Origin of the sequence: Streptomyces sp. NPDC048106, from assembly GCF_040706415.1 — a bacterium.
Classification (GTDB): domain Bacteria; phylum Actinomycetota; class Actinomycetes; order Streptomycetales; family Streptomycetaceae; genus Streptomyces.
In genome coordinates this window covers 17,048-31,039 of the sequence record NZ_JBEZND010000052.1, presented here as the reverse complement: position 1 = coordinate 31,039, position 13,992 = coordinate 17,048, and the positions used below count along the sequence as shown (strand labels likewise).

At 74.3% G+C, this 13,992-nt stretch carries 11 protein-coding genes; 6 read left to right on the top strand and 5 right to left on the bottom strand.

The annotated features are described in order from the left end of the window. Positions 1-68: 68 nt before the first annotated feature. From AB0927_RS35675 to AB0927_RS35660, 4 genes are read right to left on the bottom strand one after another with little or no spacing between them, the layout of a single operon-like run. Positions 69-1,208: an XdhC/CoxI family protein gene (locus tag AB0927_RS35675; RefSeq protein WP_366671983.1), complete on the bottom strand. Its 1,140-nt coding sequence runs from the start codon at positions 1,206-1,208 to the stop codon at positions 69-71. Further along, on the bottom strand, positions 1,201-3,336 hold the full coding sequence (locus AB0927_RS35670) for a xanthine dehydrogenase family protein molybdopterin-binding subunit (protein WP_366671982.1): 2,136 nt from the start codon (positions 3,334-3,336) through the stop codon (positions 1,201-1,203). The genes AB0927_RS35675 and AB0927_RS35670 overlap by 8 nt, the downstream gene beginning before the upstream one ends. Then, positions 3,333-4,325 carry a xanthine dehydrogenase family protein subunit M gene (locus tag AB0927_RS35665; protein ID WP_366671981.1) on the bottom strand — a complete coding sequence of 331 codons (993 nt, stop codon included), beginning with the start codon at positions 4,323-4,325 and terminating at the stop codon, positions 3,333-3,335. Before AB0927_RS35665 ends, AB0927_RS35670 begins: the two co-directional genes overlap by 4 nt. Then, complete coding sequence (locus tag AB0927_RS35660) at positions 4,322-4,894, bottom strand: 2Fe-2S iron-sulfur cluster-binding protein (protein WP_366671980.1); 573 nt, start codon at positions 4,892-4,894, stop codon at positions 4,322-4,324. The genes AB0927_RS35665 and AB0927_RS35660 overlap by 4 nt, the downstream gene beginning before the upstream one ends. 281 nt (positions 4,895-5,175) lie before the next feature. On the opposite strand from AB0927_RS35660, the gene AB0927_RS35655 reads away from it, so the two are divergent. The 3 genes from AB0927_RS35655 (at position 5,176) to AB0927_RS35645 (ending at position 7,346) form a co-directional block, all read left to right on the top strand. Continuing rightward, the gene (locus AB0927_RS35655; protein ID WP_366671979.1) at positions 5,176-5,754 is read left to right on the top strand and encodes a TetR/AcrR family transcriptional regulator; all 579 of its coding nucleotides are present in this window, start codon (positions 5,176-5,178) and stop codon (positions 5,752-5,754) included. Between the two features lie 121 nt (positions 5,755-5,875). Next, positions 5,876-6,031: a DUF6131 family protein gene (locus AB0927_RS35650; RefSeq protein WP_086807291.1), complete on the top strand. Its 156-nt coding sequence runs from the start codon at positions 5,876-5,878 to the stop codon at positions 6,029-6,031. A gap of 151 nt (positions 6,032-6,182) precedes the next feature. Beyond that, entirely contained in the window at positions 6,183-7,346 is a 1,164-nt protein-coding gene (locus AB0927_RS35645; protein ID WP_366671978.1) for a PP2C family protein-serine/threonine phosphatase, read from the top strand. Positions 7,347-7,374: 28 nt separating this feature from the next. Here AB0927_RS35645 and AB0927_RS35640 read toward each other — a convergent pair whose 3' ends face one another. Next, entirely contained in the window at positions 7,375-9,834 is a 2,460-nt protein-coding gene (locus tag AB0927_RS35640; RefSeq protein WP_366671977.1) for a SpoIIE family protein phosphatase, read from the bottom strand. 178 nt (positions 9,835-10,012) lie between these two features. Between AB0927_RS35640 and AB0927_RS35635 the strand changes: the two genes are divergently transcribed. The 3 genes from AB0927_RS35635 to AB0927_RS35625 all read left to right on the top strand — a co-directional run bounded on the left by AB0927_RS35635 (position 10,013) and on the right by AB0927_RS35625 (position 13,964). Next, a complete protein-coding gene (locus AB0927_RS35635; protein WP_366671976.1) occupies positions 10,013-11,665 on the top strand; it encodes a penicillin-binding transpeptidase domain-containing protein in 1,653 nt (550 codons plus the stop codon). Between the two features lie 231 nt (positions 11,666-11,896). Next, a complete protein-coding gene (locus AB0927_RS35630; protein ID WP_366671975.1) occupies positions 11,897-12,742 on the top strand; it encodes a hypothetical protein in 846 nt (281 codons plus the stop codon). Between the two features lie 220 nt (positions 12,743-12,962). Further along, positions 12,963-13,964, top strand: a complete 1,002-nt coding sequence (locus tag AB0927_RS35625) for an NAD-dependent epimerase/dehydratase family protein (RefSeq protein WP_366671974.1) — start codon at positions 12,963-12,965, stop codon at positions 13,962-13,964. The last annotated feature ends 28 nt before the right edge of the window (positions 13,965-13,992 follow it).

The window sequence follows — 13,992 nt, the reverse complement described above, 5'->3', positions numbered from 1 at the left end:
GCCCTTCGCCGGAGCAGTAATTCATCGACCGATGAATACCCGCTTCCACTGTACCCGCCGGCCCCCGCTCACCTCCCCGCCGCCACGGCGGGCGGCCGGTCCCGGTGGATCGGCGCCCGGCCGCCGGTCAGGGGCGCGCCGGTGCCGCCCCGCCGGGCGGCGACGATCTCCGCCGCGATCGACAGGGCGGTCTCCTCGGGGGTACGAGCGCCCAGGTCGAGCCCTATCGGCGAGCGCAGCCGGGCCAGTTGGCGCTCGCTCACGCCCTCCGCGCGCAGCCGGCGCTCGCGGTCCTCGTGGGTGCGCCGCGAGCCCATCGCGCCGACGAACGCCACCGGCATGCCGAGGGCCACCTTGAGCAGCGGTACGTCGAACTTCGCGTCGTGGGTGAGCACGCACAGCACGGTCCGCGCGTCGGTCGCGGTGCGCCGCAGATAGCGGTGCGGCCAGTCGACCACCACCTCGTCCGCGTCGGGGAAGCGGGCCGGGGTGGCGAAGACGGGGCGGGCGTCGCAGACGGTCACATGGTGGCCGAGGAACTTGCCGGCCCGCGCGAGCGCCGAGGCGAAGTCCACCGCCCCGAAGATGATCATGCGCGGGGGCGGCACGTCGGACTCGACCAGCAGGGTGAGGCCGCCGGGGCAGTGCGAGCCGTCCGCGGAGACCTCCACCGTGCCGGTGCGACCCGCCTCCAGCAGGGCGCCCGCCTCGGCCGCGGCCGTCCGGTCGAGGTCCGCGTGGCCGCCGAGCGTGCCCTCGTGGGCGCCGTCGGGCCGCACCAGCAGGGCCCGGCCCAGCAGGTCGTCCGGGCCCCGGGCGACCTGGACGAGGGCCGCCGGCCCGCCCGAGGCGACGAGGGCGAGGGCCGCGGCGAGGACCGGCCGCACGGGCGCCTGCGCGCCCACCGGCACGACCAGGATGTCGATCACTCCGCCGCAGGTCAGCCCCACGGCGAAGGCGTCCTCGTCGCTGTACCCGAACCGCTCGACCACGCTCCGCCCGTCGGCCAGCGCCTCCTGGCACAGGTCGTAGACCGCGCCCTCGACACAGCCGCCGGAGACCGAGCCGATGACGGTGCCCGCGCGGTCGACGGCGAGGGCGGCGCCGGCATCGCGCGGGGCGCTGCCGCCGACGGACACCACGGTGGCGACGGCGAACTCCCGCCCCTCCGCCAGCCATCGGGTCAGCTCCGGGGCCAGGTCAAGCATCCGGCGCCCCCGCCGTGAGGACGCGGTCCGGGCTGATCGGCAGGTCGCGGTGGCGAACGCCGGTCGCGTGCCAGACGGCGTTGGCGACGGCGGCCACGGCGCCCACGACGCCGATCTCGCCGATGCCCTTGACGCCGACCGGGTCGTCCGGGTCCACGTCCTCGATCCAGTCGGCCTCGATGCGCGGGACGTCGGCGTTGGCGGCGACGTGGTAACCGGCGAGATCGGCGCCGACGAGGCCGCCCGAGGCGCGGTCGCGGCGCGCCTCCTCGTGCAGGGCCATGGAGATGCCCCAGACCATGCCGCCGAGGAACTGGTTGCGCGCGGTGAGCGGGTTGATGATCCGGCCCGCCGCGAAGATGCCCAGCATCCGGCGCACGCGCACCTCGCCGGTGCCGACGTCCACGGCCACCTCGGCGAACTGGGCGCCGAAGGAGTGCCGTTCGGCGGCGGCGAGCGCGCCGATGGCCGCGGTGGTGTCCGACCGGACCGTGATCCCCTCTGGCGGGATGTCGGCGCCGAGGGCCAGCCGCTCGCGCAGTTCCCCGGCCGCCGCCTTGACCGCCCAGGCCCAGGAGCGGGTGCCCATGGAACCGCCGGCGAACATCGCCGGTCCGAAGGCGCTGTCGCCGATGCGGACCCGGACGCGCTCGGGTGCCACGCCCAGCGCGTCCGCGGAGACCAGCGTGAGGGCCGTACGGGCCCCGGTGCCGATGTCGGCGGCGGCGATCCGGACGGTGAAGTCGCCGTCGGGGTGCGCGGTCACGGTCGCGGTGGACGGTGCCGCGCCCGCCGGGAAGGAGGCCGCCGCGGTGCCGGTGCCGAGCAGCCAGCGGCCGTCCCGGCGCGCCCCCGGGCGCGGGTCGCGGTCGGCCCAGCCGAACCTGCGGGCGCCCTCCCGGAAACAGTCGGCCAGCCGGCGGCCCGCGAACGGCAGGCCCGAGACCGGTCCGCGCTTCGCGTCGTTGCGCAGCCGCAGTTCGATGGGGTCGAGCCCGCACTTGACGGCGAGTTCGTCCATCGCCGACTCCAGCGCGAACGACCCCGGCGCCTCGCCCGGGGCGCGCATGAAGGTCGGGCTGGGCACGTCGAGCCGTACCACGCGGTTCTCGGTGCGGTGGGCGTCGGCGTCGTACATCACCCGTGCCGCCCCGGCGCTCGGCTCCACGAACTCGTACACGGTGGAGGTGGCGCTGAGGGAGCGGTGTTCCAGGGCGCACAGCCGTCCGTCGGCGTCCGCGCCGAGCCTGAGCCGCTGCACGGTGGGGCTTCGGTGGCCGGCCAGCGTGAACATCTGACGGCGGGTCATGACCACGCGCACGGGGCGCTTCAGGACGCTCGCGGCCATCGCGGCGGCCACCTGGTGGGCGCGCACGCCCTTGCTGCCGAAGCCGCCGCCGACGTGTTCGGAGCGCACCCGCACGGTGGCCGGGTCGAGCGAGAAGAGGTTGGCGAGCTCGCCCACGACCCAGCTGGCGCCCTGGTTGGAGTCGACCACCTCAAGGCGGCCGTCGTCCCAGTGGGCGGTGGCCGCGTGCGGCTCCATCGGGTTGTGGTGCTCTTCGGGGGTGGTGTACTCGGCGTCCAGCACCACGGCGGAGGCGGCGAGTTCGGCCTCGATGTCGCCCTTCTCCGTGACCGCGGGCATGATGCCGGTCGCCGGGTAGGCGTCGGGGTGGTCCGCGGTGAAGTCGGTGTCGTGGGGCTCCGGTTCGTAGTGCACCACGAGCGACTCGGCCGCCTCCCGCGCCTGTTCGGAGGTCTCGGCCACGACGAGCGCCACCGGCCAGCCCAGGTGCGGCACCCGGTCGTGCTGGAAGACGGCACAGGTCGGGTCCGGCCGCACGCCCATCTGGCCGACGTACTCGGTGTTCAGGCGCAGCGCGTTGCGGTGGTCGAGGACCGCGAGGACGCCCGGCATGGCGAGCACCGCGTCGGTGTCGAGGGCACTGATGCGGCCGCGGGCGACCGTGGAGAGCGCCAGCCAGCCGTGGGCGAGGCCGGCGAAGGGGATCTCGCCGGCGTAACGGGCGGCGCCGGTGACCTTCTCCACGCCCTCCACGCGGGTGCGGGCGGTACCGACGGACGGCGCACGGGTGGCCGCCTCGGTGGCGGTGGCGGTGGTCATCGGGCGGCCTCCTCGGCGAGTTCGGTGAGCACGGCCACGACGAGGTTGCGCATCAGGGTCACCTTGTATCCGTTGTGCGGCAGCGGGCGGGCCGCGGCCAGCTCGGCCCGCGCCGCGGCGGCATAGGTCTCGGGCTCGGCCGGCGCCCCGGTCAGCACGCGTTCGGCGGCCAGGGCCCGCCACGGCCGGGAGGCGACCGCGCCGAAGGCCAGCCGCGCCTCGTGCACGACGCCGTCGCGGACGTCGAGCGCGGCGGCCAGCGAGCCGATGGCGAAGGCGTACGAGGCACGCTCGCGCACCTTGCGGTAGCGGGAGCGGGCGGCGACCGGCGCGGGCGGCAGGACGACTTCGGTGATCAGCGCCCCGGGCGGCAGCGCGGTCTCCAGGTGCGGGGTGTCACCGACCGGCAGGTAGAACTCCGCGAGCGGCAACTCCCCCGGCCCGTCGGTCGTTTCGTACCGCACGACGGCGTCGAAGGCGGTCAGCGGGACGGCCATGTCCGAGGGGTGTACGGCCACGCAGTGGGCGGAGGCGCCGAGGATGGCGTGGTTGTGGTGCTCGCCCTCGACGGCGGGGCAACCACTGCCCGGGATCCGCTTGTTGCAGGGCCGGCTGACATCGGCGAAGTAGCCGCAGCGGGTGCGCTGGAGCAGGTTTCCGCCGACCGTCGCCATGTTGCGCAGTTGCCCGGAGGCACCGGCCAGCAAGGCCTGGGCCAGCGCCGGGTAGCGGCGGCGCACCTCGGGGTGGGCGGCGAGGTCGGCGTTGGTGACGGTGGCGCCGATGCGCAGACCGCCGTCCTCGGTCGACTCGATCCGGTCCAGGGGCAGTTCACGGATGTCGACGAGTCGGTCGGGGCGCTCGACGCCCGTCTTCATCAGGTCCACGAGATTGGTGCCGCCGCCGAGGCAGCGGGTGTCCGGGCCGGTGCCGAGCAGGGCGACGGCACCCGCGACGTCGGTGGCCCGCCGGTAGTCGAACTCCCTCATGCCACTGCCTCCTCGGAATCGGTCGCGGCACCCGCGCGCTCGCCGTCCGCCGCGGCCCTGGCCACGGCCTCGACGATGGCGACGTAGGCGCCGCACCGGCACAGGTTGCCGCTCATGCGTTCCCGGATCTCCTCCGCGGTCAGCGGAGGCGGTCCCGCCTCCGGCCGGATGTCGTCGGTGACGGCGCTCGGCCGGCCCTCCGCGTGCTCCTGGAGCGCGCCGATCGCCGAGCAGATCTGCCCCGGGGTGCAGTAACCGCACTGGTAGCCGTCGAGTTCGAGGAAGGCCTGCTGCACGGGATGCAGCCGGTCCCCCTCGGCGACGCCTTCGATCGTGGTGATCTCCCGCCCCTCGGCCGCCACGGCCAGTTGCAGACAGGCGACCGCCCTGCGCCCGTCCAACAGGACGGTGCAGGCACCGCACTGTCCCTGGTCACAGCCTTTCTTGGTACCGGTCAGGGTGAGGCGCTCGCGCAGTGCGTCGAGCAGGGTGGTGCGGTGGTCGACGGGCAGCGTGAACTTCTCGCCGTTGACATGCAGGGTGATGACACTGGACGTCGAGGAGGCCATGGCAGCTTCTTTCGCATTTCCAGAACAAAGGGTGTGCGGAGCCGTTGGGTGCCGGATGGTCGGGTGGAGAACGGTGATACACGGAGCGGACGGGGCACCAGCGACGCGCGGCGCGGGTGCGGTCCGCGAAGGAGAGGGGGCGGCGGCCGGGTGGCTGCCGCGCCGGCGGTTCCGCGGCTATCGTGGACATCAACCGGACAACCGTCCGTTACCCGGAAACGTAACGGACACTTGTCCGCTTAGCAAGGGCGAGGTTCGGCCACGACCCTCGGGGAGGACGGGTGCCGCACATGAAGGACTCACCACGGCGCTCGGACGCGCAGCGCAACCGGGAGCGCATCCTGGCGGTGGCCCTCGACGAGCTGTCCCGCTGTGCGGGCGCCCCGCTGAGCACCATCGCCCGCAAGGCCGGCGTCGGCCAGGGCACCTTCTACCGCAACTTCCCCAGCCGCGAGGCGCTGGTCCTGGAGATCTACCGCCACGAGATGGGACAGGTCGCGGACAGCGCGGCCCGGCTGCTCGAGACCCGGCCGCCCGCGCAGGCCCTGCGCGCCTGGATGGACCGGCTCTCCGAGTTCGCCATGACGAAGGCCGGTCTGGCCGACGCGATCCGGCAGGCCACCGGCGCACCGGGCGGCCCGGCCAGGCCCGCGCACACCCCGGTGACCGACGCGGCCGAACTGCTGCTGCGGGCCAACGAGGAGGCCGGCACCATCCGGCCCGGCGTCACCGCGGACGACTTCCTGCTCGCCATCGCCGGCCTGTGGCAGCTCGACCCCCGCGAGGACTGGCGGCCGCGCGCCACGCGGCTCCTCGACCTGGTCATGGACGGCCTGTGCCGGGGCGCGCCCGAGCACTGACCGGCGGGTCCGGCGCGGCAGGCTCCGGCGGCCGTGCCCCAGAATTTCGCAACGCGGATGATGACTCGGTGCACTTCGGGGCACCCGGTTGACAGGAAAGTTCGTCGACAGGAGGCGGGTCATGATCGCCCTCGGCATCATCTTGCTCATCGTCGGATTCCTCACCGGGATATCCATCCTGTGGACCATCGGGATCATCCTCCTCGTGGTCGGCGCGGTGCTGTGGATCCTCGGGTCGATGGGACACGCGGTCGCCGGCCGACGGCACTACTGGTGAACCGTCTCCCCGGCCGGACAGTCCGGTTCCCCGGTGCGGCATGGCTGCCCCGGGGAACCGGAACATGCCGCTGAGTGGAGCAATGGCCGGTGCGGCGTGGCCCCGCGCATGAGGCTGGACCCTCGTCCAGCCCGTGTGACAGGAGTCCCGTGTGCGAAGTGCACGTCGCCGGCCGGAGGTCGCCGCCACACGGACCGGACCACCGCCGCCCGCGGTCTGGCTGCGCTGGCTCCCGGTCTGCTACGTCGCGGCCGTACTGATCCTGGAACCGCTCACACCGGTCGACTGGCCGGTGAGCTTTCTGCTGGTGGCCCTGCCGCTGGTGACCGCGTTCGCGCACGGGCCCGCCGTCGTCGCGGGCGCCACGCTGTTCGCGATCGTCCTGGAGGGGGTCCTGGCCGGGACGCCGTGCTGTGCGGGGCGGCCGGTCGGCTACCTGTGGGACCGCCACTACGTCGCCGACTACGTCTGCACCGCCTTGGTGGGCGCGCTCGGCACGATCCTCGCCGCCCACCGCATCCACCGTGAACGCACCCTGGCCGACGTGCGGTTCGTGGCCGAGATCGCGCAGCGCGTACTGCTGCGGCCGCTTCCGCAGCGGATCGGCAACCTGCTCCTGGAGAGCCTCTACCTGTCCGCCGCCGCGGAGGCCCGCATCGGCGGCGACCTCTACGAGGCCGTCCCCACCGCGTTCGGCGTACGGCTGCTCATCGGCGACGTGCGCGGCAAGGGCCTGCTCGCGGTGGAGACGGCCGCGGCGCTGCTCGGCGCGTTCCGCGAGGCCGCCCACGACGAGCCCGATCTCGCGGCCCTCGCCCATCGCATGGAGCGCAGCATGACGCGCCGGGCCAGGCACCTCGGCGGCGGCGAGACCGGCGAGCGGTTCATCACCGCGGTCTTCGCCGAGATCCCCGCCGACGGCCGGCTCGTCCGGGTCGTCAACTGCGGCCATCCGCCGCCGCTCCTGATCCGCGCCGACGAGGTGCGGGAGCTGGACAGCGGGCGCTCGGGTCCGCCGCTGAACCTCGGCATGCTCCTCACCGAGCCGCACCGGGTGGACAGTTACCCCTTCCGGCCCGGCGAGCAGCTTCTGCTGTACACGGACGGCGTGACGGAGACCAGGGACGCCGCCGGCACCTTCTACCCCCTGGCGCGGCGCCTGCGCTCCTTCGGCCCGCTGGCCCCGCACGAACTGCTGGAACGCCTCCACCAGGACCTGCTGGAGTACAGCCACGACCACGTGCAGGACGACACGGCGGCCCTCGCGGCATGTCTGCTCGCCGACGACGGAACCCCCGCCTCGGACCGTCCCTGATCGCCCTGGCCGAACCATCCGCCCGTCCCTAAGGAATCTCCTGCTCGGCCCAGATGATCTTCCCGTCGCCGGTGTAGCGGGCGCCCCAGCGCAGGGACAGCTGGGCGACGAGGAACAGGCCGCGGCCGCCCTCGTCGGTACTGCGGGCGTGCCTGAGCCGGGGGGCGGTGCTGCTGCCGTCGGCGACCTCGCAGGTCAGGCGGGCGTCACGGAGGAGTCGTACGCGGATGGGCGGGGCGGCGTAGCGGATGGCGTTGGTGACCAGCTCGCTCACCAGGAGTTCCGTCGTCATGACGAGCTCCCCGAGGCCCCATTCCGCGACCTGGCGGCCGGCCAGGGTGCGGATCTCGCCGACGGCGGCCGGGTCGTCGGGGACGTCCCAGGAGACGGCGTGGTCGGCGCCGAGGGCGCGGGTGCGGGCCAGGAGCAGGGCGATGTCGTCGGGCTGCGGCCCGGGGACGAGGTCGCGTACGGCGGCGGCGCACAGGGCCCCGAGGTCCGGCCCGGGGCGGGCGAGGACCCCGGCGAGCCGGGTCATGCCGCGCTCGACGTCCTCGCAGGCCTGGAGGAGTCCGTTGGTGTACAGCCCGAACAGGCTGTGCTCGGCCAGCTCGATCTCCGTGGCCTCGAAGGCCATGCCGCCCAGGCCCAGCGGAGGGCCGGCCGCGATCTCCGGGAAGTAGGCGGGCCCGCCCGGGGGGACGATCACGGGCGGCGGGTGGCCGGCGCGGGCCATGGTGCACCGCCGGGTGACGGGGTCGTAGACGGCGTAGAGGCAGGTCGCCCCGGTGAAGGCGGCGGTGCCCCGGGCGTCGGCGCCGGAGACGGTGTCCTCGCCGCCCAGCCGCAGGACGAGGTCGTCCAGGTGAGCGAGGAGTTCGTCGGGGGGCAGTTCCATGTCGGCGAGGGTCAGTACGGCCGCGCGCAGCCTTCCCATGCTCGCGGCGGCGGTGATGCCATGGCCCACCACGTCCCCGACGACGAGCCCGACCCGCGCCCCGGACAGCGGGATCACGTCGAACCAGTCGCCGCCGACGCCGCCGTCCGTGTCGGCCGGCAGGTAGGAGGAGGCCACGTCCAGCGCGGTGCCCCCGGTCAGGGCGGGGGGCAGCAGGCTGCGTTGCAGGGTGAGGGCGGCCGCGTGCTCCCTGGTGTAGCGGCGGGCGTTGTCGAGGCAGACCGCCGCCCGTGCCACCAGTTCCCGGGCCAGCAGCACGTCGTCCGGGCCGAAGGGGGCCGGGTTGTCCGTCCGGGCGAAGGTGGCGATGCCGAGCGCGGTGTCGCGGGCCCGCATGGGTACGCAGATCAGCGAGTGCATGCCGAACTCGCGGATGCGGTCGGCCCGCAGCGGCTCGGCGTTGACCCAGGGGCCCTGTTCCGGGTCGAGGACCGGGATGAACAGCGGTTCGCCCTTCACGAGCGTCCTGGCGTCGTACGGCGGGCCGAGGAACCCGACCCGGTCGCCCACCCGGTAGACGGCCTCCGGGCAGCCCTCGCGCACCGAACGCAGGGCGGCCCGGCGCAGCACGGGCCCGGGGGGCACGGTCCCGCCGTCGCCGGGCCGGTCCGCGTGCTCCTCGCCGCCGAGCACGGGTTCGAGCAGGTCCACGGCGACGAAGTCGGCGAAGCGCGGGACGGCGAAGCCGGCCAGTTCCTCGGCGGTGCGCCGCACGTCGAGGGTGGTGCCGATGCTGGTGCCGGCCTCGTTGACCATCGACAGGGTCCGGCGGGCGGACCAGCGTTCGGTGGCGTCCAGGACCATGTAGCAGATGCCGGTGATGGTGTCGGAGGCGTCCACCAGGGGGAAGAACGACGCCGAGTAGGCGTGCCTGCGGTGCGGGTCGGCCCAGCTCCATCCGGCGCACTCGTAGTCGGTGGCGGGCACTCCGGTGGCGAGCACCTTGCGCATGATCTTTTCCAGGGACTCACCCTCCAGCCCCGGCTGCAGTTCGCTGAGCCGCCGTCCCAGCCGCTGCTCCCGGGGCACCCCGCCGAGCCGTTCCAGGGTGTCGTTCACCCACACGTAGCGCAGGTCGCGGTCCAGGACGGCCATGCCGACCGGTGAGCGGGTCAGGAAGCCGTCGAGGACGGACCCGGCCATCGTCCACTCCGCGCGCTGTTCGCGCGCCGACACCAGGAAGCAGTCCCGTCCGCCCATGGGGAAGGAGGCCGAGACGCGCAGCAGGACGTCGAGCGGGTGGCCGTCCCGGTGCCGCAGCCGGATGGTCCCGCTCCAGCCGTTTCCGGCGCGGCAGCGCTCGGCGATGCCGCGGACCCGCGCGGGGTCCTCGGGCACGGCGAGGAGGCGGCCGGCGGGGGCGCCGGTCATCTCCGGCGCGGCGTAACCGAGCAGCGCCTCGGCGCCGCGGGTCCAGCCGACCACCGCGCCCTCGCGCGAGATCACCGCCGCCGCGTCGGTGGACGCGTCGAGGGAGTCCGCCGACCCCACGGACGTGGCTGCGGTGTCGCTCTTGCGCGCTGGTTCCATCAGTCACACTTTTACACCAGTATCGCCCGGTTTAATCGTCCGACGGCCGGGGCGATGACACCGCTGGACCCGACCGGTCCCGCCACACCGGATTTTTGAGCGGTCCGTATTGACATTCCGGTAACGATCGCGCCGTAGAGTCCTCGTCACTTCATGGAACGTACATACGATCCGTCGCATGAACAGAGCTGTGAAGATCGGCATTGCCGGTACGTCCACCGCGCTGCTCGTTCTGGGGGGAATAGGCGCCTACAACCTCCTGCACGGGCTGAACGGCGGCACGTCCGGGGACCGGACCCAGGCCGCGGGATTCGACCCGTCGGCGGCGTCGACCACGCCGCCCTCCGGAACCGAGGCGGTGAAACTGACCCGGGCCTTCCTCGACCACTGGTCCGGGCAGAACCTCGGCGGCGCGGCCGGGGAGACCGACGCGCCGGACGCCGCCGCGCAGGCCCTGCGCCAGTACAAGGACGGCCTGCACCTGAAGAAGGTGACGTTCGGCGAGATCCTCGCGGCCGGTCCGTCGGCTGCGACGCCCGGGGCCACGAAGGTCACCTTCACCGTCACCGCTCAGGTGGCGGGCGGCAGTTGGAGCTATCCGAGCGCGGTGGCCGTGCGCAAGAGCACCAACGGCGCCGCCGCGGTGCACTGGAACAACTCGGTGCTGTACCCGGGCCTCGGGGACGGCCAGTCGCTGACCGCGGGCACGCTGCCCGAGGGGGCGAGCGACGCGAAGGTGGTGGCCGGCGACGGCAAGACGGACCTGTCCGGGTTCGACTCGCTGCGGGACATCGTGACGACGATCCGGCAGAACGGCACGGCGACCGGTGGCCACCCCGGCACCGGGGTGGCCGTCGTCGACGCCGAGGGCGCGGGCGTGAAGACGCTGAAGACGTTCAAGAAGGGCACCGCCCCGGTCATCAGGACGACGATCGACGCCCGGCTCCAGTCGGCGGCCGAGGAGGCGGTGAAGGACCCGCACCTCCAGGGCAGGCCCGCCGGTTCGGTGGCCCTCGACTGGAGCAACGGCCACATCCTGGCGGTCGCGCACACCGGCGAGGACGGGGACATCGCCATCAACGGCATCAAGTCCCCCGGCTCCACCATGAAGATCATCACGTCGGCGGCCCTGTTCGACAAGGCGGGCCTCACCCCGGCCAGTCCGGCGCCGTGCACCGACTCGCTGATGGCCAACAGCCAGCTCTTCCACAACGACCCGGGGGTGCGGCCGAACCCGGGCTCCAGCATCGCGCAGGCCTTCGCCGTGTCGTGCAACACCTCCTTCATCAAGGACGGGTTCCACTACCTGGTGCACGGCGGTGACGCCTCCGCCCTGCACGACGAGGCCGTGAACGTCTTCGGCATGGGCAGTTGGTCCATCGGCGGCGGGGTCGCCACCACCGACCCGAGCATCCCGGTGGACGCGCAGGGCGGCGACCAGGCGGCCCAGTTCATCGGGCAGGGCAGGGTGTCGGCCACCCCGGTGTTCATGGCGTCCGTGGCGGCCACCGTGCGCAACGGCGGCTTCCGGCAGCCCGTCATCCTGCCGGGGCAGCGGCAGGAGAGCGCCCCGCAGGCCATCTCGCCCCGCACGGCGGGCTACCTCCAGTCGATGATGCGCGCGACCGCCACCGGGGGCACCGCCGCGCCGCGCCTCGGCGGCCTCGCCGGTGTCGGCGCCAAGACGGGCACCGCCGAGGAGGGCGACCACACCAACGGCTGGCTGACCGCCTACGACTCGCACATCGCGGTCGCGGCCCTGGTCGAGGGCGGCACCTCAGGCGTGGACTCCGCCGGTTACGTCGTACGACGCCTGCTGACCACCGACTGACCGGTACCCCCGGCCCGGCGGACGCCGCCGGGCCGGGCCGGACGGCGGGCGTCCGCGCACACCCGCGCACGACTCCCGGAGAATCTGCGCAGGAGCGACACACCGACTGCACACAGCCTTTCGATAGCCCCGTTAGCGTGACTGGCCGCTCGATCCCTCGTACGAACGCGACCAGGCCGTGGCCCGGGTGGGCCGACGGCACAACCGAACAGGGAAGACCGGAAGACGCAGATGGACTACTGCTCCGAGTGCCGTCGGCACCTCAACGGCGCGCTGGTGTGCCCCGGCTGCGGCGCCTACGCCCCGGACATCGCCCCGCCCGGCACCCTCCGCCACGACGGTCCGGTGGCCGCGGGGCCCGGAACGACCGCCTTCTCATCCGGGTTCGAACCCGCGCCGGACCCGTTCCGGCCCGACTTCGAGCCTGCCCCGGGTCCCTTCCCCGGTGAACCGTCCACGACCGCCGGCGCGTCCGCCGATGTCGACGACGCGCCGCCGGTGCGGGAGGGCCGGGCGGCGCGCAGGCGCCAGCAGGCCCGCTGGAAGAAGAACCAGCGCCGGGCCGTGGTCGCCACCGCCGTCGCCCTCGTCGGGGGCGGCCTGACCCTCGCCTCCATGGACCGGCACACCGCCGGCCGGGCACAGGCGGCCGCGCTGCCCGACGATGGCGCCATGGGCACCGCGACGCGGCCCGAGGCACCCGGCCAGGACCCCGGACCATCGGCCGCGCCCAGCACCAGCCCGGCGCACCACGCCACCCCGACGACCCGCACACCGGGCGGCGCGGCCCCGGCGGTACGCCAGACCCCCGTGACCCACCGCCGCACGGCACCGTCGGACCCGCGCCCGGACGCCGCCGCACCCGCCACCCCGGTCACCGCCGCGCAGCCCGCGTCCACGCCCACCCCGGCGTCCCCGGCGACCGGCAGCACCAGCACGCCCGCCCCCTCGGCGCCGTCCACCCCCGCCCCGGCGCCCGCCACCGGCGGCTCGGACCAGGCCACCACCCCCAGCACCCCGGCCCGCGCCTCGACCTCGCCGGAGCAGCTCTGCGTGCTGGTGCTCTGCATCGGCTGAGCGACCACGTACGGCCTCGTGACGGGGGCGCGGCCCGGGTCACCTCTAGGGCCTTTCGTTTGGATCAGGCCGGATCAGGGAGCGGGGTCCGGTGCCGTGCATCGCAAGGCGGAGGAGGGCGACATGGCGGAGCCATGGCAACCGACGACAACGCCGCGAGGCGCGGTGCCGGGGCCCGCGAGCCCGGCATGATCCAACCGAGAGGCCCTAGCGTGGCCGTATGCGCGTACTGGTCACCGGCGGCGCCGGGTTCATCGGGTCCCATGTCGTCGAGGCGCTGCGGTCGCGGGGGCACGAGCCGGTGGTGTACGACGTCCGTGTGGACCCCGGCGCGGACGTGCGGGACGCGCGGGCGGTGGCGCGGGCGCTGGCAGGCGTGGACGCCGTATGTCATCAGGCGGCGATGGTCGGGCTCGGCAACGGCGTCGCCGACGCCCCGGAGTACGTCTCGCGCAACGACCTGGGCACGGCCGTGCTGGTCGCCGCGATGGCGGCGGCCGGGGTACGGCGCCTGGTCCTCGCCGGATCCATGGTCGTGTACGGCGAGGGCCGGTACACGTGCCCGCGCCACGGTGTCGTACGCCCGGGCCCGCGCGCCGTGGCCGACCTCGACGCGGGCCGGTTCGAGCCGCGGTGCCCGGCGTGCGGGACGGAGCTGTCCCCCGGCCCGGTCGGGGAGGACGCCCCGGCCGATCCCCGCAACGTGTACGCGGCGACCAAGCTCGCCCAGGAGCACCTGGCCGCCGCCTGGGCCCGGGCCCAGGGCGGCGGCGCGGTCTGCCTGCGCTACCACAACGTGTACGGCCCGCGGATGCCCCGCGACACCCCGTACGCCGGGGTCGCCTCCTTCTTCCGCTCCGCCCTCGCCCGCGGCGAGGCCCCCCGGGTCTTCGAGGACGGCCGCCAGCGGCGGGACTTCGTGCACGTCCGGGACGTGGCCGCGGCGAACGTGGCCGCGCTGGAGGGGGAGGCCGCGCCGGGCGCGCTCACGGTGTACAACACCGGCAGCGGTGAGCCCCGTACCGTCGGCGAACTGGCCAAGGCGCTCGCCGGGGCATGCGGCGGCCCGGAGCCGGTGGTCACCGGGGAGTACCGGCTGGGGGACGTACGGCACGTCACCGCCGACTCCTCCCGGCTGCGGGCCGCGCTGGGGTGGCGGCCACGGGTCGGATTCGAGGACGGGGTAAGGGAGTTCGCGCGGGACGGGCTCCGGGAGGGGTGAGCACCGCGCCCGTCGGTGGGACGGCGGT

Excerpts from the sequence above, each read along its gene's own strand:
- AB0927_RS35665 (WP_366671981.1), bottom strand. The coding sequence starts at position 4,325 with ATGAGGGAGTTCGACTACCGGCGGGCCACCGACGTCGCGGGTGCCGTC.
- AB0927_RS35640 (WP_366671977.1), bottom strand. The coding sequence starts at position 9,834 with ATGGAACCAGCGCGCAAGAGCGACACCGCAGCCACGTCCGTGGGGTCG.
- AB0927_RS35650 (WP_086807291.1), top strand. The coding sequence starts at position 5,876 with ATGATCGCCCTCGGCATCATCTTGCTCATCGTCGGATTCCTCACCGGG.
- AB0927_RS35625 (WP_366671974.1), top strand. The coding sequence starts at position 12,963 with ATGCGCGTACTGGTCACCGGCGGCGCCGGGTTCATCGGGTCCCATGTC.
- AB0927_RS35635 (WP_366671976.1), top strand. The coding sequence starts at position 10,013 with ATGAACAGAGCTGTGAAGATCGGCATTGCCGGTACGTCCACCGCGCTG.
- AB0927_RS35660 (WP_366671980.1), bottom strand. The coding sequence starts at position 4,894 with ATGGCCTCCTCGACGTCCAGTGTCATCACCCTGCATGTCAACGGCGAG.
- AB0927_RS35630 (WP_366671975.1), top strand. The coding sequence starts at position 11,897 with ATGGACTACTGCTCCGAGTGCCGTCGGCACCTCAACGGCGCGCTGGTG.
- AB0927_RS35675 (WP_366671983.1), bottom strand. The coding sequence starts at position 1,208 with ATGCTTGACCTGGCCCCGGAGCTGACCCGATGGCTGGCGGAGGGGCGG.
- AB0927_RS35670 (WP_366671982.1), bottom strand. The coding sequence starts at position 3,336 with ATGACCACCGCCACCGCCACCGAGGCGGCCACCCGTGCGCCGTCCGTC.